Source organism: Janthinobacterium sp. MP5059B (genome assembly GCF_001758645.1).
Lineage (GTDB): Bacteria > Pseudomonadota > Gammaproteobacteria > Burkholderiales > Burkholderiaceae_D > Janthinobacterium > Janthinobacterium lividum.
This window is the reverse complement of the sequence record NZ_LRHX01000005.1, coordinates 1-22,712: the sequence shown is the minus strand read 5'-3', so window position 1 is coordinate 22,712 and position 22,712 is coordinate 1. Positions and strand designations below refer to the sequence as shown.

The 22,712-nt window shown below is 59.1% G+C and carries 17 protein-coding genes and 1 tRNA gene; 5 read left to right on the top strand and 13 right to left on the bottom strand.

Features of this window, described 5'->3' with window-relative positions:
* Positions 1-104: 104 nt before the first annotated feature.
* On the top strand, positions 105-2,105 hold the full coding sequence (locus tag JAB1_RS03760; RefSeq protein ID WP_070278874.1) for a methyl-accepting chemotaxis protein: 2,001 nt from the start codon (positions 105-107) through the stop codon (positions 2,103-2,105).
* A 5-nt stretch (positions 2,106-2,110) separates the two neighbouring features.
* Here JAB1_RS03760 and JAB1_RS03755 read toward each other — a convergent pair whose 3' ends face one another.
* Complete coding sequence (locus tag JAB1_RS03755) at positions 2,111-2,623, bottom strand: thioredoxin family protein (protein ID WP_034783258.1); 513 nt, start codon at positions 2,621-2,623, stop codon at positions 2,111-2,113.
* Positions 2,624-2,772: 149 nt separating this feature from the next.
* Between JAB1_RS03755 and JAB1_RS03750 the strand changes: the two genes are divergently transcribed.
* The 4 genes from JAB1_RS03750 to JAB1_RS03735 all read left to right on the top strand — a co-directional run bounded on the left by JAB1_RS03750 (position 2,773) and on the right by JAB1_RS03735 (position 7,359).
* Positions 2,773-3,069 carry a DUF3349 domain-containing protein gene (locus JAB1_RS03750; RefSeq protein WP_139144427.1) on the top strand — a complete coding sequence of 99 codons (297 nt, stop codon included), beginning with the start codon at positions 2,773-2,775 and terminating at the stop codon, positions 3,067-3,069.
* 80 nt (positions 3,070-3,149) lie between these two features.
* Positions 3,150-4,316, top strand: coding sequence for an HPP family protein (locus JAB1_RS03745; RefSeq protein WP_034783256.1), 1,167 nt, complete (start codon positions 3,150-3,152; stop codon positions 4,314-4,316).
* Positions 4,313-5,410 (top strand): M48 family metallopeptidase, encoded by a 1,098-nt coding sequence (locus JAB1_RS03740; RefSeq protein WP_070278872.1) that lies wholly within the window; start codon positions 4,313-4,315, stop codon positions 5,408-5,410. The genes JAB1_RS03745 and JAB1_RS03740 overlap by 4 nt, the downstream gene beginning before the upstream one ends.
* A gap of 137 nt (positions 5,411-5,547) precedes the next feature.
* Positions 5,548-7,359 carry a DUF885 domain-containing protein gene (locus tag JAB1_RS03735; RefSeq protein WP_070278870.1) on the top strand — a complete coding sequence of 604 codons (1,812 nt, stop codon included), beginning with the start codon at positions 5,548-5,550 and terminating at the stop codon, positions 7,357-7,359.
* A 72-nt stretch (positions 7,360-7,431) separates the two neighbouring features.
* Here JAB1_RS03735 and JAB1_RS03730 read toward each other — a convergent pair whose 3' ends face one another.
* The 12 genes from JAB1_RS03730 to JAB1_RS03675 form a co-directional block, all read right to left on the bottom strand.
* Positions 7,432-8,271 (bottom strand): HDOD domain-containing protein, encoded by an 840-nt coding sequence (locus tag JAB1_RS03730; RefSeq protein WP_070259968.1) that lies wholly within the window; start codon positions 8,269-8,271, stop codon positions 7,432-7,434.
* Between the two features lie 76 nt (positions 8,272-8,347).
* On the bottom strand, positions 8,348-8,980 hold the full coding sequence (locus JAB1_RS03725; protein ID WP_070278868.1) for a transcriptional regulator: 633 nt from the start codon (positions 8,978-8,980) through the stop codon (positions 8,348-8,350).
* 709 nt (positions 8,981-9,689) lie between these two features.
* A complete protein-coding gene (gene rpoC, locus JAB1_RS03720; RefSeq protein ID WP_034753138.1) occupies positions 9,690-13,931 on the bottom strand; it encodes a DNA-directed RNA polymerase subunit beta' in 4,242 nt (1,413 codons plus the stop codon).
* A gap of 122 nt (positions 13,932-14,053) precedes the next feature.
* A complete protein-coding gene (rpoB, locus tag JAB1_RS03715) occupies positions 14,054-18,160 on the bottom strand; it encodes a DNA-directed RNA polymerase subunit beta (RefSeq protein WP_034783248.1) in 4,107 nt (1,368 codons plus the stop codon).
* A 244-nt stretch (positions 18,161-18,404) separates the two neighbouring features.
* Positions 18,405-18,776: a 50S ribosomal protein L7/L12 gene (gene rplL / locus JAB1_RS03710; RefSeq protein ID WP_034753136.1), complete on the bottom strand. Its 372-nt coding sequence runs from the start codon at positions 18,774-18,776 to the stop codon at positions 18,405-18,407.
* A gap of 67 nt (positions 18,777-18,843) precedes the next feature.
* The gene (gene rplJ / locus JAB1_RS03705) at positions 18,844-19,383 is read right to left on the bottom strand and encodes a 50S ribosomal protein L10 (protein ID WP_034753621.1); all 540 of its coding nucleotides are present in this window, start codon (positions 19,381-19,383) and stop codon (positions 18,844-18,846) included.
* Between the two features lie 319 nt (positions 19,384-19,702).
* The gene (gene rplA, locus JAB1_RS03700) at positions 19,703-20,398 is read right to left on the bottom strand and encodes a 50S ribosomal protein L1 (RefSeq protein ID WP_034753134.1); all 696 of its coding nucleotides are present in this window, start codon (positions 20,396-20,398) and stop codon (positions 19,703-19,705) included.
* A complete protein-coding gene (gene rplK / locus JAB1_RS03695; protein WP_034783246.1) occupies positions 20,398-20,832 on the bottom strand; it encodes a 50S ribosomal protein L11 in 435 nt (144 codons plus the stop codon). Before rplK ends, rplA begins: the two co-directional genes overlap by 1 nt.
* A 115-nt stretch (positions 20,833-20,947) precedes the next feature.
* Positions 20,948-21,574, bottom strand: a complete 627-nt coding sequence (gene nusG / locus JAB1_RS03690; protein ID WP_034753130.1) for a transcription termination/antitermination protein NusG — start codon at positions 21,572-21,574, stop codon at positions 20,948-20,950.
* The gene (gene secE / locus JAB1_RS03685) at positions 21,574-21,957 is read right to left on the bottom strand and encodes a preprotein translocase subunit SecE (protein ID WP_010394308.1); all 384 of its coding nucleotides are present in this window, start codon (positions 21,955-21,957) and stop codon (positions 21,574-21,576) included. Before secE ends, nusG begins: the two co-directional genes overlap by 1 nt.
* A 32-nt stretch (positions 21,958-21,989) precedes the next feature.
* A tRNA-Trp gene (locus JAB1_RS03680) sits at positions 21,990-22,065 on the bottom strand.
* 66 nt (positions 22,066-22,131) lie between these two features.
* A partial coding sequence (locus JAB1_RS03675; protein WP_254671967.1) for an EF-Tu/IF-2/RF-3 family GTPase occupies positions 22,132-22,712 on the bottom strand: 581 nt, incomplete at its 5' end.

Sequence of the window (22,712 nt, the reverse complement as noted above, 5' to 3'; positions counted from 1 at the left end):
GAAAAGCAGCAATGGTGCGGCGGGACGCGCAGCGCGGCCGGTATACTGTCCGCTTGTCTGCCCGCTTTTCTGCACCTTGTGCAGGCCACCATCCAAGGTCTTCCATGTCTCTGCTCCGCCGCCTCTCCATCCAGAAAAAACTCCTGTTCAGCATGGGCTTGTGCCTGCTGCTCTTCATGGCGATCTCGTCCTTCCTCAGCGTGCGCATGAGCAGCGACTACGTGCGCGAGCGCGTCGTCAGCCAGGAATTGCCGGCGCAAGTGGGCGAGATCCGCAACGACGTGCTGCGCCAGATCAGCCAGCCGCTGTCCGTGGTGCAGACCATGGCCAACGATGTCTATCTGCAAGACTGGGAAGACGCTGGCTTGCCCGACAGCGGCATCGCCACCTTCCAGCGCTACGCCAGCGTGGTCAAGGAAAAGAACAAGGCGGCCTCGATCAACTGGGCTTCCGCCAGCACGGGCAAATACTTCACCACGGACGGCTTGCTGCGCACCCTGGACAAGAACCAGGCGGCCGACCAGTGGTTTTATGGCTTGCTGGCCGGCGACAAGGCCTATACGCTCGACATCGACAAGGCGGAAAACTCCAGCGACCTGATGTTGTACCTGAATGCGCGTGGCCAGACGGCGGGCGGCAAGCAGATCGCGGCCGGACTGGGCCTGTCCATCAATGCGCTGGTCGACACCATCCGCAGCTACAAGATCGGCCAGACGGGCCATGTCTACCTGGCGCGCGCCAACGGCGTGCTGCTGGTGCACCGCGACACGGCCTTGGCCGACGGCAAGCATCTACTCAAGGATTTGCCGGGCTTTAGCGATACCCTGAGCCAGAGCCTGTTGACGGGCAAAAAATACGCGTACGCCATCTATGACGCGCCTGCGGGACGCCAGTTCGTCGCCGCTTCCTTCGTGCCGGAATTGAATCTGTATGTGATGGCTGAAGTACCGGAAGCGGAAGTACTGGGCAATGTGACGCGATCGGCCCTGATCGCCGCCCTGATCGCCGGCCTGGCCGGTGGCGGCATCGCCCTGCTCATCATTTATGTCATCAGCCGCGCCATCGCCGCCCCCGTCGCGCGGGCGGCCGACATGCTCAGCGAGATCGCCAGCGGGAATGGCGACCTGAGCCGCCGCATGCCTGTCGAATCGGAAGACGAGGTCGGTGCGCTGGCCGCCGCCTTCAACCGCTTCGTCGCATCGCTGAACGTGACGATACGCGAAGTTCGCGACAGTACCGGGGCCATTGCCAGCGCATCGAGCCAGATTGCGTCTGGCAACCTGGACCTGTCAGCGCGCACGGAAGCCCAGGCGTCGAGCCTGGAAGAAACAGCGGCAGCCATGGAAGAACTGACGTCGACGGTGAAACAGAACGCTGACAATGCGCGCCAGGCCAATCAGCTGGTGGTGTCGGCGTCGAGCCACGCCGTCAAGGGCGGCGAAGTGGTCGGACAAGTCGTGCAGACGATGGGCGCGATTACGGAAAGTTCGCGCAAGATCGCCGACATTATCGGCGTGATCGACGGCATTGCCTTTCAAACCAATATCCTGGCGCTGAATGCGGCGGTCGAGGCGGCCCGCGCGGGTGAACAGGGCCGCGGCTTTGCCGTGGTGGCGACCGAGGTGCGCAACCTGGCGCAGAGGTCAAGCCAGGCGGCCAAGGAAATCAAGGACTTGATCGTCGACTCGGGCAGCAAGGTGGAAGCGGGCAGCAAGCTGGTCGACTCGGCCGGCGCCACCATGCAGGACATCGTCGTCTCCGTCCAGAGAGTCGCCGACCTGATGGGCGAAATCGCCTCGGCCAGCCAGGAGCAAAGCCAGGGCATCGCGCAAGTCAATGCCACTGTCACGCAGATGGATGACGCCACCCAGCAAAACGCGGCCCTGGTGGAAGAAGCGGCGGCAGCGGCCCAATCCCTGCAGGATCAGGCGGGCAGGCTGGCGCAGGTGGTCAGCGTCTTCAAGCTGGAAGAAAGCGGGCATGCCGCGCAGCAGCCGGCCGGCAAGCCGGCGCTGCCCAAGCCGGTCCGTCCGGCACTGGCCAAGGCAGCGGCACCCGCAGCGCGCCCGACAGCGCCGGCCAGCGATGCGTGGGAAGAGTTTTAAGGAAATTACAGGGCAGGTGACTTCACGCTCGCCGCTTGCTTGAAGAAATCATAAATGCCGCTTTCGCTCATGCGGCGGGCATTTGCCAGTTCGCCGCCCTTGGTGGCGTACAGCACCTGGTTGTTGTCGCTCGATACGAGCACGGCAGCGGGGATGCCTTTCTTGAGCGGATTGCCATAGGCTTGCGCCACATCGAGGTTATGGTCGAAGTTACCCACGTCGACCTTGACGACCTTGAACTGCTGTTGCATCAACTCGGCGTTCTTGCCTTCCTTCAAGGCCCTGTCGAGCGCGCGGCAATCCTCGCACCAGTTCGCGCCAAAGATCAGCAAAACCGGTACGTGCGCCGTCTTGGCCTCGGCCAGCGCGCGCGCCACGTCGGCCTTGGCGTCGGCCGCAGCGTTGTACGGCAAATGCGGCGTGGCGACAGGGTTGCCCGGTGTGGGGGCGGCGGCAACGGCAGTGCCGGCAAGCAGCAGGCTGGCAAGGAAAAGGGAAACGAAACGGGAAACGCGCATGCGGGGCTCCTGAGAGAAATCGTGAAGCCAGCTGAACAGCTGCCAGCGGGCGTGATTGTCTAGAATATGCCTGCTTGTAGGAAATATCCACCATTTAATTGCACTGTGCTTATGCGGAAAACATATAAGCACCGCCAAGGAGAAGCCGCTTGAGCACGCCAGATACCCTGCCCCCGACTTTGTCCCGCGCCGCGCGCATGCTGCGCAGCGCCTATCCCGGCGGCATGCCAGACACGGCGTATTTCGCCGTGCTGGCCCTGCTGTATGACCACTTTTCCGACCGTAACCTGGCCGAGCTGATGGCCGCCGTCACGCACAAGGATGCTGAGACGGTCCTCAATGACATCTATGCCTGCGCCAGCAGCCAGCCGGAGCCTTCCAGCGTCGAGGCCGCCAAGAACTTGCTGGCGCAGCATGGCTTGCAGGCCGTCTGCGCCGAGGATTAATGCCCGCAGGCAGCGAAATGGAACGCATGGGATAATATGGGGCTCACACTGAGCAACGCGGCCCGAACGCGCCCTCCCCCATGACGACTTCTTTCCTGGCACGCTGGCTGCCGCAACCGAACAACGGCAGCCGCCGCGAACAATTACGAGCCTGCGCAGGCGCCATCTGCGGCTTGCTGCTGACGGGCCTGATCTGCCATTTCCTGCTGGCCCCCGACAGCGCCAGCGTCTACCTGATCGCACCCATGGGCGCCTCGGCCGTCCTGCTGTTCTGCCTGCCGGCCAGCCCACTGGCGCAACCGTGGTCCGTGGTGGGTGGCAATGTCGTCTCCGGCCTGGTCGGCATGGCCTGCGTGAAATGGCTGGGCCCCAGCGTGGGTGTGGCGGCGCTGGCCGCCTGCCTGGCCATCGGCGCCATGTTTGCCCTGCGCTGTTTGCATCCGCCGGGCGGCGCGGTCGCTCTGACCACGGTAGTTGGCGGCGCCAGCGTGCATGCAGCCGGCTTTGAATTCGTCTTCATCACCGTGCTGTTCAATTCCGCCGTGCTGGTCGCTTGCGCCGTGCTGTACAACAACCTGACGGGGCGCCGCTACCCGCACATCCAGCAACTGGTGGCGCCGCATCCGCACGACACCAAGGATGAGGTGCCCAGCAACCGCCTGGGCTTTTCGCCGGACGACCTCGATGCCGTGCTGCGCCAGCACAGCGAAGTGCTCGACATCAGCCGCGACGACTTGCAAGCCATCTTCCTGCAAACGGAAATGCGCGCCTACCAGCGCCGCTTCGGCGTCGTCACCTGCGCCGACATCATGTCGAAAGACGTGCTCAGCGTGGAATTCGGCACGCCGCTCGATGTTGCCTGGCGCACCATGCGCGAGCATCAGGTGGGCGCCCTGCCCGTGCTGAACCGGGCGCGCCGCGTCATCGGCATCATCACGCAGACGGATTTCCTGCGCCACGGCGGCCTCGACGATTATCAGGGCATGCGCCAGCGCCTGCGCGGCCTGCTGCAGCGCAGCGGCTTGTCCCACAGCGACAAACCGGAAGTGGTGGGCCAGCTGATGACGCCGTCGCCGCACACGGCCCGCCTGGGCACGCCCATCATCGACCTCGTGCCCCTGATGGCCGATGCCGGCTACCATCACATTCCCATCCTCGACGATGAAGAGCGCCTGGCCGGCATCATCAGCCAGTCCGACCTGATGGCGGCCCTGTACGAAAGCCGCTTTGCCGAGGCGGTGGCATGACGCCATTCCAGGCACTGCTGGCTGGCCCCGATGGCGGCTCCGCCGGCACGGCCGTCAGCGCGCACTTCTTCGGCAGCCAGCTGGCCATCGATGCACCCGGCTCCACTGTCGATGTGACGCAGCTGGTCGTCAGCGTGGGCGGTGTCGACGGACCGGAACTGTTCCTGAACTGGCTCGACGGACAAGGCCGGCAAGCCTCGCTCAAGCCGCTGACAGCGGACGACATCGCCATCGTGCTAAAAGAAGCGCCGGCCGCGCTGCAGCCGCAACTGCAGCGCCTGTGGGGCGAGCGCCAGCGCAACCGGCGGCAAGTATCGGGCTGGCTGGCCGGCTTGACGGGCGCGGCCGTCGCCGCCGCCGCCCTGCTGTGGTGGCAAGGCGGCCATGCCGTCGGCGCGCTGGCGGGATGGATCCCCTTGTCGACGGAAAAGCAGCTGGGCGAACTGGCCCTGTCGCAAGTGCGCGCGCAGGGCGGCATCAGCGAAAGCGGCGTGGCGCAGCAGACGGTGCAGGAGATCGGCCGCAAGCTGACGGCCGGTTCGCGCTACCAGTACCGCTGGCTGGTCAAGCAGGACGACACGGTCAACGCGTTTGCCATGCCGGGCGGCATCATCGTCGTGCATACGGGCTTGCTGCGCCAGGCAGCCGACCCGGGCGAACTGGCCGGCGTGCTGGCGCATGAAGTGCAGCATGTGGAGCAACGCCATTCGCTGCGGCAAATGATCAGCAGCCTGGGCTGGGGCGCCCTGGTGGGCGTGACCATCGGTGACATCAGCGCCGTGGCCGCCATGCTGGCGCACCAGGCCGGCACCCTGTATTTCAGCCGCGACATGGAAGAAGAGGCGGACCGCCTGGGTTTGCTTGCCTTGCAGCGCGCACAGATCCGTCCCGACGGCATGCTGCGCTTTTTCCAGAAGCTCGACGACAAGGACAAGGCCAGCGTGCCGGGATGGATTTCCTCTCACCCGCAGACGGCGGCGCGCGCGCAGCAGATCCGCAGCCTGATCGCCGCCACGCCCTGCCCCGCCTGCGTCCCCTTGAACAGCCAGCACTGGCAGGCGATGAAAGCCGTGGTCGCGCCAGCGGACAAATAGCAACATTCCTCCCCAATAATTTGTCCAAACGCACTGGGCAATCGCGTATGCTTACGCCCCGGCTGTTCCATCGCGACCGGCCACCCCGACCTCGCTACGCCTCCGTTCATTCTCCTTCCTTACAAAGGACATCGCGCATGAAGCATCGTATTGCCGCCGGCACCCTCGGCACCCTGGCCATCTCCCTGTTGCTCGCCCATGCGCCCATGGCGCAAGCGGCCCAGCCCGCTACCAAAACCGTCGCCGTCAGCGCGCCGCAAGCCAAGCAGCGATTGCAGGTCGTGGCCGATCAGTACTACGATGCGCTGGCCCGTTTCGAGCCGATCAATGCCACCGAGAGCGGCGACAACCGTTTTGACGACCAGCTCGGTTCAGCCATCGTGCCCGCCGCGCGCGCAAAACAGTTCGCGCTGTACCGCCAGTACCAGAAAACCCTGCGCAGCATTGCCCGCGCACAGCTGTCGCACCAGGACCAGATCAACTACGATATTCTCGACTATGAACTGGCCACGGCACTGAGCTTCGAGCGCTTCCCCGAATACCTGCTGCCCTTGAACCAGATGGACAGCATGCCCGTCACCCTGGCCAACTATGCGGGCGGCGAGGCATCGCAGCCTTTGACCACGGTCAAGGAGTATGACGCTTACCTGAGCCGTATTGGCCAGTTGCCGGGCTGGATAGACCAAGCCATCGCCAACATGAAAGTCGGCATGCAAAAGGGCATCGTGCTGCCGAAGGCGTTGACGGAATCGGCCCTGCCGCAATTTAAAAAGCTCGTCAGCGCCACGCCGCAGGACAGCGTCTATTACACGCCGATCAAGAACTTGCCGGCCAGCTTTTCCGACGCGGACAAGGCGCGCCTGACGCAAACCTACACCGTCATCATCGGGGCCAAATTGATGCCCGCGCTGCAGCGCCTGGCCACCTTCATGGAACGCGATTACCTGCCGGCCGGCCGCGCGAGCAGCGGCTGGAGCGCCCTGCCCGATGGCGCTGCCTGGTACCAGGCGCGCTTGGCCAGCAGCACCACCACGGATTTGAAGCCGGAGCAGATCCACGCCATCGGCTTGAAGGAAGTGGCGCGCATCCAGGAACAATATGCGATCGTGGGCCCGAAGATGGGCTACAACGGACCGGCTGCCGGCTTGCCCGTGTGGGTCTCGGAACAGGCAAAATACCGCCCGTTCAAGACGGAACAGGAAGTGCTCGACGTCTACCGCAAGCTGAACGTGCTGCTCGACAGCAAATTGCCCGCCCTGTTCACCCTGGTGCCGAAGGCGCCGCTGGACTTGCGCCTGGAACCCGAACTGAGCCGCGACACGGCCGCCGACCACTACACGGCGCCGGCCGCCGACGGTTCGCGCCCCGGCGTGTTCTGGTCCGTCGTCACCGATCCGAAACTGTATGGCGACACGGGCATGACCACCTTGTTCCTGCACGAAGGCAAGCCTGGCCACCATTTCCACCTGGCGCTGGTACAAGAGATGGACTTGCCGAACTTCCGCCGTTTTGGCGGCAACAATGCCTTCACGGAAGGCTGGGCCCTTTATGCGGAAACCCTGGGCAAGGAAATGGGCCTGTTCGAGGATCCGGCCCAGTATTTCGGCCATTTGAACGACGAGATGCTGCGCGCCGTGCGCCTGGTGGTGGACACGGGCTTGCACACCAAGGGCTGGACGCGCGAACAGACGATCAAGTACATGCGCGACACCCTCGGCTATGACGCCGTGGCGAAAAGCGAGACGGAGCGCTACATGGCGTGGCCAGGCCAAGCCCTGGGCTACAAGATCGGTTCGCTGAAGATCGTCGAACTGCGCCAGCGCGCGCAGCAAGCGCTGGGAGACAAATTCAGCCTGCCGAAGTTCCACGAAGTGGTGCTCGGCGACGGCACCCTGCCCCTGAAACTGCTGGAGGCCAAGGTCGACCGGTGGATCGCGCAACAGAAGTAAGACGCGGCGCCTGAAGGCACAACGGCAGCACCTCGATGGCGCTGCCGTTTTTTTTCGCCTGGGCGTTTGAGACTACACCAGCAACGCTGCACTCATCGAGCGCACTTCCTCGGCCGATTCGGCCAGGATGCTTTGCAGGGTCTCGTTGTCGATAATGAAATCGATGACGGAATCGGATGGGGTGAGCATTTCCACGTACGTCACCTGCAAGGGCGACGGCACGGGCGACAGTTGCTTGGCCAACAACAAGGTATCGAGCAGGGAATCGGGCGGGATCGATAGCAAGCCATCGCGCAAGCCTTCGATGGCCTCGCTCACGGCCGCCGGGATCAGCAGCTTCTTCATGACTTCGCGGGAAATGATCTCTTCGGCGGACTCCATCCAGTGATCCGCATCATCATCGAGCAGCCCGGGGAATTCATCGGCACGCGACAGCAGGTAAAAACCGCCCACCTCATGCACGATGCCGGCGAACAGCGCCGTGTCGGCATCGACGTGCGTCACGCGGCGGGCCAGCACGTGCGCCAGCGCCGCCACGTGGGCCGTGTGCTCCCACAGCTGTGTCGCCTTTTGGCGCAGGATGGGGTCAATGATCTTGCTGCCGAACTGGCGCACCACCATGGCCGCCACCAGCGCGTACAGATTGCGGTAGCCCATGCGCATGACGGCGGCGCGCACGCTGGTCACGGGCGCCGCATCGCCGCGGCTGTACACGGCCGAGTTGGCCAGCGCGACCGTGCGCGCCGCCAGCAAGGGCTCGGCCAGTACCAGTTTGATGGCATGGTCGATATGGCAATCCGGTTCAGCCAGGGCCAATTGCAATTGCAGTGCGGAATTAACACTTGTGGGAAATGTTAATTCACCGCGCACCGCCTGGGAAACAATTAAACCGAAAGCCTGTAGTTTATTCATCATACGATCAATCCGCCTCAGATATTTTCCTGGCCAACAATGTCATGCATTAAAAATTGAATGCCAGGCCCGGTCTTTAAAATACAGATGGCATGTCATTCGTCTGCATTGAGGAATCTGGCAAAGCCAGCGCTTGCAATAGCGATTCATCGCCGATGACAAACAACTTCGGCTGCTGTAATACCTGCAGCAGAAATGGCTGGCCTTCACGCAGGCGTCGGCGATAATCGGCCAGCGTATATAAGTTGGGATTGATTTTACGCCTTAAGGTTCGCTCGGCCGGGGCCAATCCCGTCAACAGATCGCCATAATTGGCTTCTTCGCCCACCAGCAGAAAATCGATGGCGCTGCCAGGCATGTCCTGTCCCTTCGCCGTGGCGCCAGACACGAAGGCCAGGTGCAACTGGGCACGCAAGGGCGCCAGCGTCATACTGAGCACGCCGACGATGCCGAAGGTTTTCTGCACCAGTCCGCTCAACTCCGGATACACGAGGCTTTCCTTGTTGGGCCAGAAGCGCCGCACGTTACCGATCCGCTCCGACGTGATCAGCCCGGACTCATGCAGCCGGCGCAGTTCCCGCTGCGCCGACGCACTGCCCAATCCCGTCAAGCGCATGATCTCGTTCAAGTGAAATCCTTCATTCACGCGGACAAAGAGCAGTCCCAGCAATTTCTGCTGGGCGGGAGTAAACAGGGCTTGGGCAATCATGTGCCAAATCTTAGCATGAATAAACTGGAAACTGGCGCGGCAGGGCTAATCGCAGGCGGTGGCGCAACAGTGCGCCGCCACGCCGTCTCCGGCCGGCCGCGCCGGCACGCGCCGCGCCACGGCGCCAGCTTGCGACGGCCCCGCCTCGGCAGAAAAGCGGGCGGCACCAGGCAAGCTTATGAGCGCTCACTACTATGACGGCTTCCAACCGCAACTTTCCGCGCCTCGCCTCGCCACGCAGCGGCAACCGCGGCAAATCGATAAAACGCCGGGCAATGCCACCCGATAAACCGTCAGGATCAATGCCTGTATTTGCCATGTCCGTCAACAGATTATTGAATGCTCCGTTCTTCAATAATGCCATTCAATAGCCCGCCTTAATAAAACAGGAAACCCGTTCCATTCAATTGATTAACACTTGCATGATTCAAATTGGCCAGCTTTTCATTGAATGCCCGATACCGGACAAATCGGCGCATGAAGGAAATACGGGCAAAAAAAAAACGGCACCAGGAATTTCTCCCAGGTACCGTGATTATTAATTGCCGAGGTAGCCGATTCCCCTTTAGCAGCGTGGCAACTGACGCTCTTCACTTTCCCACGCTGCTAGCTCTTTGCGTATTCGGTGCAATTTACCGGTGCAAATTACGGCAGCGCGCATAAAAAAACGGCACCCGAAGGTGCCGTTCTTGTCAGCTAGCCGCGTAGATTACGCTTCGTCGCCGTGGTGTTGCTGGGTTTCGATGTCCTGCAGCGCTTCGGCAGCTTCGCCAGCCATCGAGGCTTTCTCGGCCAGCAGCAGTGCTTGACGCTCTTCCACTTCCCACGCTTCTTTCTCTTTGCGTGCGCGGTGGAAGGCCAGGCCCGTACCGCCAGGAATCAGGCGGCCGACGATGACGTTCTCTTTCAGGCCGCGCAGACCATCGCGCTTGCCCATGATCGCCGCTTCGGTCAGCACGCGGGTGGTTTCCTGGAACGATGCGGCCGAGATGAACGAATCGGTCGACAGCGATGCCTTGGTAATACCCAACAAGACGTTTTCGTAGGTCGCTGGAATCTTGTTCTCAACGGCCATGCGATCGTTCTCGTCCAGCAGTTCCGAACGCTCAACCTGCTCGCCAACGATGTAGTTGGTGTCGCCGGCATTGACGATCTGAACACGGCGCAGCATCTGACGCACGATCACTTCGATGTGCTTGTCATTGATCTTCACGCCTTGCAGACGGTACACGTCTTGCACTTCGTCAACGATGTAACGTGCCAGCGCTTCGATACCCAGCAGGCGCAGGATGTCTTGCGGATCGGCCGGGCCGTCCACGATCATCTCGCCCTTGTTCACGACTTGGCCGTCATGCACCAGCACTTGTTTGTCCTTGGTGATCAAGAACTCATGCTTGTTGCCGTCCATGTCCGTGATTTCCAGACGCTGCTTGCCCTTGGTTTCTTTACCGAACGCAACCGTACCCGTGACTTCCGCCAGCATACCGGCATCTTTCGGCGAGCGCGCCTCGAACAGTTCCGCAACGCGTGGCAGACCACCGGTAATATCGCGCGTTTTTTGCGATTCGGTAGGAATACGTGCCAGCACTTCACCAACCGATACCTGTTGACCGTCCTTGACCATGATCAGCGCGCCGACCTGGAAGCCGATCGCCACCGAGTGTTCGGTGCCCGCGATCTTGACTTCTTCGTTCGCGTCGTTGATCAGCTTGACTTGCGGACGCAACGTTTTCGTCAACGAACCGCGACGTTTCGCATCGATCGCCACCAGGGTGGACAGACCGGTCACTTCGTCGACCTGACGGGCTACGGTGACGCCTTCTTCGACGTTCTCGAAACGCACTTGACCGGCGTATTCGGTAATGATCGGACGGGTCAGCGGATCCCACGTTGCCAGGGCCGTACCGGCCTTGATGACCATGCCGTCCTTGACGATCAGGGTCGCACCGTACGGTACTTTATGACGCTCACGCTCACGGCCATGGTCGTCGGTAATCAGCACTTCGCCGGAACGGGAAATGACGATTTGCGCGCCCTTGCCGTTCGTCACGTAACGCATGGTTGCCGTGAAGCGGATGGTACCGTTCGACTTGGCTTCCACCGACGATGCCACTGCTGCACGCGATGCCGCACCACCAATGTGGAACGTACGCATGGTCAGCTGGGTACCAGGCTCACCAATCGACTGCGCTGCCACCACACCGACGGCTTCGCCGGCGTTGACCAGCATGCCGCGGCCCAGGTCGCGGCCATAGCACTTGGCGCACAGGCCGAAGCGCGTGTCGCAAGTCAGTGGCGTGCGGACCTTGACTTCATCGATGGACAGACGTTCGATCTCTTCGACCATGTCTTCGTCCATCAGCGTGCCGGCTTCGTACAGCGTTTCCTGGGTTTCAGGATTGACGACGTCATGCACCACCACGCGGCCGAGGATACGGTCACGCAACGGTTCGATGACTTCACCACCTTCGACCAGTGCCTTCATGACAGCGCCGTTCATGGTGCCGCAATCGTCCTCGATCACCACCAAGTCTTGCGTCACGTCAACCAGACGACGCGTCAGGTAACCGGAGTTAGCCGTTTTCAGCGCCGTATCGGCCAGACCTTTACGAGCGCCGTGGGTCGAAATGAAGTACTGCAAAACGTTCAGACCTTCGCGGAAGTTCGCGGTAATCGGCGTTTCGATAATCGAGCCATCCGGTTTGGCCATCAGACCACGCATACCGGCCAACTGGCGAATCTGGGCTGCGGAACCGCGCGCGCCGGAGTCGGCCATCATGTAAATGGCGTTGAACGATTCTTGCGTCGACTTGGTGCCGTCGCGGCGGATCACGTCTTCGACTTTGAGCTGGTCCATCATGGCCTTGCCGACTTCATCGGAGGTTTTGCCCCAGATATCGACTACCTTGTTGTAACGCTCGCCGGCGGTCACGAGACCCGAGGCGTATTGCTGTTCGATCTGCTTGACTTCCGACTCGGCCGTCGCGATCAGCGTGACTTTTTGAGGCGGTACCAGCATGTCGTCGACGCAGATCGAGATACCGGCGCGTGTCGCCAGGCGGAAACCCGATTGCATCAGTTTGTCTGCGAACACCACGGTGGCGCGCAGGCCGCACTTGCGGAACGACGTGTTGATCAGCTTGGAAATTTCTTTCTTTTTCAGCGCGCGGTTCAGGACGGAGAACGGCAAGCCTTTAGGCAGAATTTCCGACAGGATCGCACGGCCGATCGTCGTTTCGTAGCGGGTAACCGTTTTCTCGAATTCGCCCGTTTCGGCGTTTTTCGGGTATTCGGTAATACGCACGGTCACGCGGGTCGTCAGTTCGACTTCCTTGTTGTCGTAGGCGCGGATCACTTCCGACACGTCAGGGAACATCATCCCTTCGTTCTTCGCATTGATCGCTTCGCGGGTCGCGTAGTACAGACCCAGCACGATATCCTGGGAAGGAACGATCGACGGTTCGCCGTTCGATGGGAACAGGATGTTGTTCGATGCCAGCATCAAAGTGCGTGCTTCCATCTGCGCTTCGATCGACAGAGGAACGTGGACCGCCATTTGGTCACCGTCAAAGTCGGCGTTGAATGCGGCGCAGACGAGCGGGTGCAACTGGATGGCCTTGCCTTCAATCAGGACTGGCTCGAATGCCTGGATACCCAGACGGTGCAGCGTAGGTGCGCGGTTCAACATGATCGGATGTTCACGGATCACGTCTTCCAGGATGTCCCACACGACCGGCTCTTGGATCTCGACCAGCTTTTTCGCGGCCTTGATCGTGGTCGCCAGACCCATCAGTTCCAGTTTATTGAAAATGAATGGCTTGAACAGTTCCAGCGCCATCAGTTTCGGCAAGCCGCACTGATGCAGTTTCAATTGCGGGCCCACGACGATGACCGAACGACCGGAGTAATCGACGCGTTTGCCCAGCAAGTTTTGACGGAAACGGCCGCCCTTGCCCTTGATCATCTCTGCCAGCGATTTCAGCGGACGCTTGTTGGCGCCGGTCATCGCTTTGCCGCGACGGCCGTTGTCCAGCAGCGAATCGACCGCTTCTTGCAGCATGCGCTTTTCGTTGCGCGTGATGATCTCTGGAGCGCGCAGCTCCATCAGGCGTTTCAGACGGTTGTTACGGTTGATGACGCGGCGATACAGATCGTTCAGATCCGAGGTCGCGAAACGGCCACCATCCAGCGGTACCAGCGGACGCAGTTCCGGCGGCAGCACTGGCAGCACTTCCATGATCATCCAGTCAGGCTTGATGCCCGAACGTTGGAACGCTTCCAGCACTTTCAGGCGCTTCGCGTATTTCTTGATCTTGGCTTCGGATTTCGATTCCTTCAGTTCCACGCGCAGGGTTTCGGCATCGCGGTGGATGTCGATCGAGCGCAGCAGTTCACGGATACCTTCGGCGCCCATGAAGGCGGTGAAGTCGTCGCCGTACTCTTCGTACTTGGCGGCGTAGTCGTCTTCCGACATGATCTGGCACTTTTTCAGCGGAGTCATGCCTGGATCGGTCACGACGTATGCTTCAAAGTACAGCACGCGTTCAATGTCCCGCAGGGTCATGTCCAGGACCATGCCCAGACGCGACGGCAGCGACTTCAGGAACCAGATGTGGGCGGTCGGCGAGGCCAGCTCGATGTGGCCCATGCGCTCGCGGCGCACCTTGGCCAGCGTGACTTCGACGCCGCACTTTTCGCAGATCACGCCGCGGTGTTTCAGGCGCTTGTACTTGCCGCACAGGCATTCGTAATCCTTGATCGGGCCAAAGATCTTGGCGCAGAACAGGCCGTCGCGCTCAGGCTTGAAGGTACGGTAGTTGATGGTTTCCGGCTTCTTGACTTCGCCGTAGGACCACGAACGGATTTTCTCAGGCGAAGCGAGACCGATCTTGATTGCATCGAAGGTCTCGTTGGTCTGTACTTGCTTGAATAGATCGAGCAGTGCTTTCATGTATCACTCCAGAGGTGATTAAATTTCTATATTCCTGAGACTACATTGCCCGGCGTGGTTTCCCAGCCGGGCTTTGTGTTTCCCAAACCAAATGACGCTTATTGGGTCAATAAGCCTGTCGTTTAGTTGCGTTCGAGGTCGATATCGATACCCAGCGAACGGATTTCCTTGACCAGCACATTGAACGATTCCGGCATGCCGGCGTCGATCACGTGGTCGCCCTTGACGAGGTTCTCGTACACTTTGGTACGGCCATTCACGTCATCGGACTTGACGGTCAACATCTCTTGCAAGACATACGACGCGCCATACGCTTCCAGTGCCCAGACTTCCATCTCACCGAAACGCTGACCACCGAACTGGGCTTTACCGCCCAGTGGCTGTTGCGTCACCAGCGAGTAAGGACCGGTCGAACGCGCATGCATCTTGTCATCCACCAAGTGATGCAGTTTCAGCATGTGCATGACGCCGACAGTGACCTTGCGCTCGAACGCTTCACCGGTGCGACCGTCATACATGGTCACTTGGTTTTTCGAAGCGGTCATGCCCAGGTTCTTGGCGATGTCGTCCGGATACGCCAGGTCCAGCATGCGGCGGATCTCTTCTTCATTGGCGCCGTCGAACACTGGCGTGGCGAATGGAACACCTTTTTTCAGGTTTTCCGCCAGCTTCATGATCTCTTCGTCGTCGAAGTCGTTCAGCTCTTCGGCACGGCCGTTGTCGTTGTAGATCGTCGTCAGGTACTTGCGCACTTGCTCGACCTTGGTTTGCGCCTTCAGCATTTCGCCGATGCGGATACCCAGACCCTTGGCAGCCCAGCCCAAGTGAGTCTCGAGAATCTGACCAACGTTCATCCGCGAAGGAACGCCCAGCGGGTTCAGCACAACGTCGGCTGGCGTGCCGTCGGCCATGTATGGCATGTCTTCCACAGGAACAATACGGGAAACCACACCCTTGTTACCGTGGCGACCTGCCATCTTGTCGCCCGACTGCAGGCGGCGTTTCACGGCCAGGTACACCTTGACCATTTTTTGCACGCCTGGTTGCAGCTCATCGCCTTGCGTCAGTTTCTTGCGCTTCTCTTCGAAGGCCAGATCGAACTGGTGACGCTTCTCGTTGATCGATTCCTTGATCGCTTCCAGCGCTACCGCTGCATCGTCGTCCGCAGGGCGGATGTCGAACCAGTGGTATTTGTCCAGATCGGCCAGGTAATCCTTGGTGATCTTGGCGCCTTTGGCCAGCTTTTTAGGGCCGCCGTTGACAACTTTGCCGATCAGCATTTTTTCCAGACGCTGGAAGGCATCGCCTTCAACGATACGCATCTGGTCGTTCAAATCCAGACGGAAGCGTTTCAGTTCGTCATCGATAATTTGCTGGGCACGCTTGTCGCGCACGATGCCTTCACGGGTGAAGACTTGCACGTCGATCACGGTACCGATCATGCCCGAAGGCACGCGCAGCGACGTATCTTTCACGTCCGATGCTTTTTCGCCGAAAATCGCGCGCAGCAGCTTTTCTTCCGGGGTCAGCTGGGTTTCGCCTTTTGGCGTCACTTTACCAACCAGGGTATCGCCGGCTTGTACTTCAGCGCCGATGTAGACGATACCGGACTCATCCAAACGTGCCAGCTGATTTTCAGCCAGGTTCGAGATGTCGCGCGTAATTTCTTCCGCGCCCAGTTTCGTGTCACGGGCAACAACCGACAACTCTTCGATGTGAATCGAGGTGTAGCGGTCATCCTTGACGACGTTTTCCGAGATCAGGATCGAATCTTCGAAGTTCAGACCATTCCATGGCATGAAGGCCACGGTCATGTTCTGGCCCAGAGCCAATTCACCCAGGTCGGTCGATGCGCCGTCGGCGATCACGTCGCGCTTGGCAACACGGTCACCCACTTGCACGATAGGACGCTGGTTGATGTTGGTGTTCTGGTTCGAACGGGTGTACTTGATCAGGTTGTAGATGTCGACGCCCACTTCACCAGCGGTAGCTTCGTCATCGTTGACGCGAATCACGACACGGCCCGCATCGATGTAATCGACGATACCGCCACGCAGCGCTTGCACGGTGGTGCCCGAGTCGACCGCAACAGTGCGTTCGATACCGGTACCGACCAGCGCTTTTTCCGGACGCAAGCAAGGCACAGCCTGGCGTTGCATGTTGGCGCCCATCAATGCACGGTTTGCATCATCGTGTTCGAGGAACGGAATCAGCGAGGCAGCGACGGAAACGATCTGGCCTGGCGCCACGTCCATGTACTGGATGCGTTCCGGGGAGACCAGGATGGTTTCGCCGGCTTCACGGGCCGAGACCAGTTCATCGGACAGCATGCCTTCGTCGTTGATGGTCGCATTCGCCTGAGCGATGATGTAGCGGCCTTCTTCGATGGCGGACAGGTAGTCGATCTGATCGGTAATCTTGGAGCCTTCGACCTTGCGGTACGGGGTTTCCAGGAAGCCGTATTCATTCAGGCGGGCATACAGAGCCAGCGAGTTGATCAGACCAATGTTCGGACCTTCCGGTGTCTCGATTGGGCAGACGCGGCCGTAGTGGGTCGGATGCACGTCGCGCACTTCAAAGCCGGCGCGTTCGCGTGTCAGACCGCCGGGTCCCAGAGCCGATACGCGGCGCTTGTGGGTAATTTCCGACAGAGGATTGGTTTGGTCCATGAACTGCGACAGCTGGGACGAACCGAAGAACTCGCGAATCGCGGCCGAAATCGGCTTCGAGTTGATCAGGTCGTGCGGCATCAGGTTGTCCGCTTCGGCTTGGCCGAGGCGTTCCTTGACGGCGCGCTCAACACGCACCAGGCCGGCGCGGAATTGATTCTCGGCCAGTTCGCCCACGCAACGTACGCGACGGTTACCCAGGTGATCGATATCGTCGACTTCGCCGCGGCCATTGCGCAGTTCCACCAGGATCTTGATCACGGCCAGCACGTCTTCGTTCGACAGCGTCATGGCGCCGGTCAGTTCATCGCGGCCAATGCGGCGGTTGAACTTCATGCGGCCCACGGCCGACAGGTCGTAGCGGTCCGAGTTGTAGAACAGGCCATTGAACAGCGCTTCAACGGAATCTTCCGTTGGCGGTTCGCCTGGACGCATCATGCGGTAGATCGCCACTTTCGCAGCCATCTGATCGGCGGTGTCGTCGATACGCAGGGTTTGCGAGATGTAGGCGCCCTGATCCAGGTCGTTCGTGTACAAGGTCTGGATTTCGGAAATGTTGGCATCGCGCAGGCGGCCCAACAGATCTTCGGTCAGCTCATCGTTCGCGGAAGCGACGACTTCACCGGTATCGCCATCGACGATGTTCTTCGCCAATACGCGGCCCAGCAGGTAGTCTTCCGGTACGGAAATGTGCTTGATGCCGGCAGCTTCGATATCACGCACGTGTTTCGCGTTGATACGCTTGTCTTTCAGCACCAGGGTCTTGCCCGACTTGTCGACGATGTCGAAACGCGCCACTTCGCCGCGCAGACGCTCGGAGACGAATTCCATTTCCGCGCCTTCGGAGCGCAGGTTGAAATTGTCGAAGACGAAGAAGTTCGCCAGGATTTGCTCATGCGACATGCCGATGGCTTTGAGCAGGATCGTCACTGGCATCTTGCGGCGGCGGTCGACGCGGAAGAACAGGATGTCTTTCGGGTCGAACTCGAAGTCCAGCCACGAACCGCGGTAAGGAATGATACGCGCGGAGAACAGCAGTTTGCCGGACGAGTGGGTCTTGCCGCGGTCGTGCTCGAAGAACACGCCAGGCGAACGGTGCAACTGGGAAACGATAACCCGCTCCGTGCCGTTGATCACGAACGAACCGGTGGTCGTCATGAGCGGCAATTCGCCCATGTAGACTTCCTGTTCCTTCATCTCTTTGACGACGGGCTTGGTTGGCGATTCCTTGTCCAGGATCACCAGGCGCACTTTCGCGCGCAGCGGCGACGCGAACGTCAGGCCACGTTGTTGACATTCTTTGACGTCGAAGGCAGGATCGCCCAGAACGTACGACAAGAATTCGAGGCGCGCAAAACCATTGTGCGACACGATAGGGAAAATCGAAGTGAAAGCCGACTGCAGGCCATCATTCTTGCGGCCGGACGGTGCTATGTCCTCTTGCAAGAAGCTATGATAAGACTCGAGCTGGGTCGCCAGCAGGAACGGAACGTGGTGAACGTTGGCGCGCTTCGCGAATGATTTGCGAATGCGTTTCTTCTCAGTAAATGAGTAGTGCATGGACACTCCGTGAGTGACAGAAAGGATAGAAAATTCAGGTTTTGCAAGTGTTCGTTTGCACCGCTGCGTGTGACACAGACGAAACCTCAAGGCTCTGCTTTCCGGCTTGAATCGAATAAAAACTGCTGCTACAACTACATGACAAATACGATGCAGACGACAAAGGAGCCAAAGTCGGATTCCCCCCCTTGCGAGGGGAAACCTCAGACTTTGACTCGGGCGCTAACTGCCGCCGGTACAGATATTACTTGATCGAAGCGGTTGCGCCGGCTTCTACCAGTTTCTTCTGTGCAGCTTCAGCGTCAGCTTTCGACACTGCTTCTTTCACAGTTTTTGGTGCGCCATCGACCAGGTCTTTAGCTTCTTTCAAGCCCAGGCCGGTGATTTCGCGAACTGCTTTAATAACGCCAACTTTGTTTGCGCCGAAGGTGTCAAGGATGACGTTGAATTCGGTTTGCTCTTCAGCAGCTGCTGCTGGGCCTGCTGCAGGACCGGCCGAAGCCATTGCTGCTGCGGACACGCCGAATTTTTCTTCGAATGCTTTAACCAGGTCGTTCAGGTCCATTACGGACATGGCGCTAACTGCTTCCAGGATATCGTCTTTGCTAATTGCCATTTTGAAACTCCTAAATTTATTACGTTAGTTACATCAGATTGGTACTGAGAGAAAAAAGCGCGCGCAATTAAGCGGCTGCTGGGGCTTCTTCTGCTGCTGCTTCTGCAGGAGCTTCGGCGCCTTCGCCTTTTTTCGCTGCCAGGGCAGCCAGACCACGTGCAAAGCCCGAAACCGGAGCCAGCATAACGCCCAACAACTGCGAAATGAGGACTTCACGGCTAGGAATGCTCGCCAACGCGGTGACAGCAGCTGTATCCAGCGGCTTGCCTGCGTAGTTACCTGCTTTGATGACCAGTTTGTCGTTGGTTTTAGCGAAGTCAGCGATGACTTTAGCTGCTGCAACGGCATCGGCCGAGATCGAGTAGATCAACGGGCCGGTCATGGCATCTGCCAGGCTGGCGAATGCGGTACCTTCAACGGAGCGACGAGCCAGAGTGTTTTTCAACACACGCAGGTACACGCCTTGGGCACGCGCTTTAGCACGCAGTTGCGTCAAGTGACCAACCTGGATGCCACGATATTCGGCCACGACGATCGTTTGCGCATTTGCTACTTGTGCGGAAACTTCGGCGACGACGGCCTTTTTGTCATTCAGATTGAGACTCACGGTCAACCTCCTTAAATGATGTTCGGCAATCACAACCGAGTGGTTGAGCGCCTTGCATCGGTTCGAACACGGCGTCCGAAGTCAAGAAGTACTAAACTGAGCGGATGGATTCACGCAGCATGAGGACTACAAAACTTGTTCGGGTACACCATCTGCGTTGGGCACCTGCCGTTGCCGGCAAGCCTATTAACCTTCTGCATGTGCGATCGCAGTCGGCCCAACGGTCTTTGATTGTCTGCCGGCCTGGTGCGAACACCGGGCCGACAGCCCAAAGATGCGCCCACAGCGCCCGAAGGCGCGTGGGACTTGATTCTGTTACTTAAGCTGCCAGGCTAGCCTGGTCAACACGGACGCCAGCGCCCATGGTCGACGACAGCGAAACTTTGCGCAGGTACACGCCTTTGCTCGATGCTGGCTTGGCTTTGTTCAGTGCGTCGATCAGTGCGACCAGATTCGACTTCAGATCTGCGTCAGCGAACGATTTACGGCCGATGGTAGCGTGGATGATACCGGATTTGTCGGTACGGTACTGAACTTGACCGGCTTTCGCGTTTTTCACGGCGGTAGCGACGTCAGGAGTAACAGTGCCAACTTTCGGGTTAGGCATCATGCCGCGTGGGCCCAGGATCTGACCCAGGGTACCAACGATACGCATGGTATCTGGCGAAGCGATCACGATGTCGAAAGGCATGTCACCGGCTTTGATCTGCTCAGCCAGGTCTTCCATACCAACGATGTCGGCGCCAGCTGCTTTGGCAGCTTCCGCTTTTTCGCCCGACGCGAATACAGCCACGCGTACGGTTTTGCCGGTACCAGCTGGCAGCACGACGGAGCCGCGCACCACTTGGTCGGATTTCTTAGGATCAACACCCAGTTGTACCGATACGTCGATCGATTCATTGAACTTGGCCGTTGCGCACTCTTTGATCAGAGCGACAGCGTTGTCGAAAGCGTACACTTTGGTACGGTCGACTTTGGCTTTCAAAGCCTTGATACGTTTGGATAACTTAGCCATTATACAACACCTTCCACCGTGATACCAATCGAACGAGCGGAACCAGCGATGGTGCGTACAGCAGCATCCATGTCGGCAGCGGTCAGATCAGGGGTTTTCAATTTAGCGATTTCTTCAGCTTGTGCGCGGGTCAGCGTACCGACTTTGTCGGTATGTGGCTTCGGCGAACCTTTGGTGATCGCAGCAGCTTTTTTGATCAGGTAGGTTGCTGGAGGCGTCTTCATCACGAACGTGAAGGACTTGTCCGCAAACGCGGTGATCACGACTGGGATCGGCATGCCTGGTTCCATACCTTGGGTCTGCGCGTTGAACGCTTTGCAGAATTCCATGATGTTCAGACCACGTTGACCCAGAGCTGGACCGATTGGTGGGGATGGGTTTGCTTTACCAGCTGGCACTTGCAGCTTGATAAAACCAATGATTTTCTTTGCCATGATGGCTCCTATCTTGGATTGAGTAGTAGCGCCCCGCCGATCCTACCCTGGCGGGGCTCCTCTGACCGGATTTTGCTGAGACTGCCGCAACGCTCCTGGTGGCGCTTGCTAATGCTTAAACTTTTTCGACTTGGCCGAATTCGAGCTCTACCGGGGTAGCGCGGCCGAAAATGGTGACCGAGACGCGCACTTTGGATTTCTCGTAATTGACTTCTTCGACATTGCCGTTGAAATCGGTGAACGGACCATCCTTGATGCGGACTTGCTCGCCCACTTCGTACAAGGTTTTTGGACGGGGCTTTTCAACACCTTCCTGCATCTGCTTCATGATGCCGTCGATTTCGCGCGCGGAGATCGGCGTCGGCTTGTTCGACTTGCCACCAATGAAACCGGTAACCTTGCTGGTGTTCTTGACCAAGTGCCAGCTCTCGTCCGTCATTTCCATTTCAACCAGCACATAGCCAGGATAGAAACGACGTTCGGTGACGGACTTCACACCATTCTTGACTTCAACGACTTCTTCGATCGGCACCAGGATCTGGCCGAACTGGTCTTGCATGCCCGCGCGCTCGATGCGCTCGGTCAGTGCGCGCATGACGCTTTTTTCCATGCCGGAATAAGCATGCACGACATACCAGCGCTTGCTGCTTACTGGCACGCTCAGCGCTGCACCAGTGTCCGCTACCGGAGCGTCGCCCGGAACGGACTCGTCCGCCGCTTCATCATGCACATTTTCGCTCATTATTTTTTCCAACCCAGAATTACGTCATACAACAAAAACTCGAGCAATTTATCCGTGCCCCACAGGAAAATCGCCATGACCAGCACAAAGGCAAACACGATCGCAGTAATCTGCGTGGCTTCTTTGCGGGTAGGCCAAACGACTTTCTTGGTTTCGCGCACAGCTTCTTTGGCGAAATTGAGAAATTCACGGCCGGTCGTCGAGACATACAAGAGCGCAACAGCAATAACCAAACCAGCCACAAGCGCGCTTGCACGCACCAGAGCTGGTTGGCCTGCCAGGTAATAAAACCCGACTACTCCTGCAATCGCAGCCACTATTGCCAGCGCGACTTTTATCTTGTCACTCGACGTGCTAACGGTTTGCACGGATTGATTTGACATTTTTCTACTTTCGGTGCCCTGCACCTTGACGGTGGCAGGGACGGAGGGCATCGAACCCCCAACCTTCGGTTTTGGAGACCGACGCTCTGCCAATTGAGCTACGTCCCTACGTAAAACTTTCGAGGAGTGCTATTCTACCACCCAGGACGCCCCGGGTGGAAGCATAACATTTCCTTATGCGAGGATTTTTGCAACCACGCCGGCGCCGACGGTACGGCCGCCTTCACGGATAGCGAAGCGCAGACCTTCTTCCATCGCGATCGGGTTGATCAGCTTGACGGTGATCGACACGTTATCGCCTGGCATGACCATTTCTTTGTCTGCTGGCAACTCGATCGAACCGGTTACGTCCGTCGTACGGAAGTAGAACTGTGGACGATAGTTGTTGAAGAATGGCGTATGACGGCCGCCTTCGTCTTTCGACAGAACATAGATCTCGCCGGTGAAGTGCGCATGCGGCTTGATCGAGCCTGGTTTTGCCAGAACTTGACCACGTTGCACGTCTTCACGCTTGGTGCCGCGCAGCAGCAGACCAACGTTGTCGCCAGCTTGACCTTGGTCCAGCAGTTTGCGGAACATTTCCACGCCGGTGCAAGTCGTTTTGACGGTATCGGTGATACCGACGATTTCGATCTCTTCGCCGACTTTAACAATGCCGCGCTCGATACGACCGGTCACAACGGTACCGCGACCCGAGATCGAGAACACGTCTTCTACTGGCATCAGGAAAGCACCATCAACAGCGCGCTCTGGCG

Coding starts and splice junctions, on each gene's coding strand:
- JAB1_RS03760 (WP_070278874.1), top strand. CDS start 105: ATGTCTCTGCTCCGCCGCCTCTCCATCCAGAAAAAACTCCTGTTCAGC.
- JAB1_RS03755 (WP_034783258.1), bottom strand. CDS start 2,623: ATGCGCGTTTCCCGTTTCGTTTCCCTTTTCCTTGCCAGCCTGCTGCTT.
- JAB1_RS03745 (WP_034783256.1), top strand. CDS start 3,150: ATGACGACTTCTTTCCTGGCACGCTGGCTGCCGCAACCGAACAACGGC.
- JAB1_RS03740 (WP_070278872.1), top strand. CDS start 4,313: ATGACGCCATTCCAGGCACTGCTGGCTGGCCCCGATGGCGGCTCCGCC.
- JAB1_RS03735 (WP_070278870.1), top strand. CDS start 5,548: ATGAAGCATCGTATTGCCGCCGGCACCCTCGGCACCCTGGCCATCTCC.
- JAB1_RS03730 (WP_070259968.1), bottom strand. CDS start 8,271: ATGAATAAACTACAGGCTTTCGGTTTAATTGTTTCCCAGGCGGTGCGC.
- JAB1_RS03725 (WP_070278868.1), bottom strand. CDS start 8,980: ATGATTGCCCAAGCCCTGTTTACTCCCGCCCAGCAGAAATTGCTGGGA.
- rpoC (WP_034753138.1), bottom strand. CDS start 13,931: ATGAAAGCACTGCTCGATCTATTCAAGCAAGTACAGACCAACGAGACC.
- rpoB (WP_034783248.1), bottom strand. CDS start 18,160: ATGCACTACTCATTTACTGAGAAGAAACGCATTCGCAAATCATTCGCG.
- rplL (WP_034753136.1), bottom strand. CDS start 18,776: ATGGCAATTAGCAAAGACGATATCCTGGAAGCAGTTAGCGCCATGTCC.
- rplA (WP_034753134.1), bottom strand. CDS start 20,398: ATGGCTAAGTTATCCAAACGTATCAAGGCTTTGAAAGCCAAAGTCGAC.
- rplK (WP_034783246.1), bottom strand. CDS start 20,832: ATGGCAAAGAAAATCATTGGTTTTATCAAGCTGCAAGTGCCAGCTGGT.
- nusG (WP_034753130.1), bottom strand. CDS start 21,574: ATGAGCGAAAATGTGCATGATGAAGCGGCGGACGAGTCCGTTCCGGGC.
- secE (WP_010394308.1), bottom strand. CDS start 21,957: ATGTCAAATCAATCCGTGCAAACCGTTAGCACGTCGAGTGACAAGATA.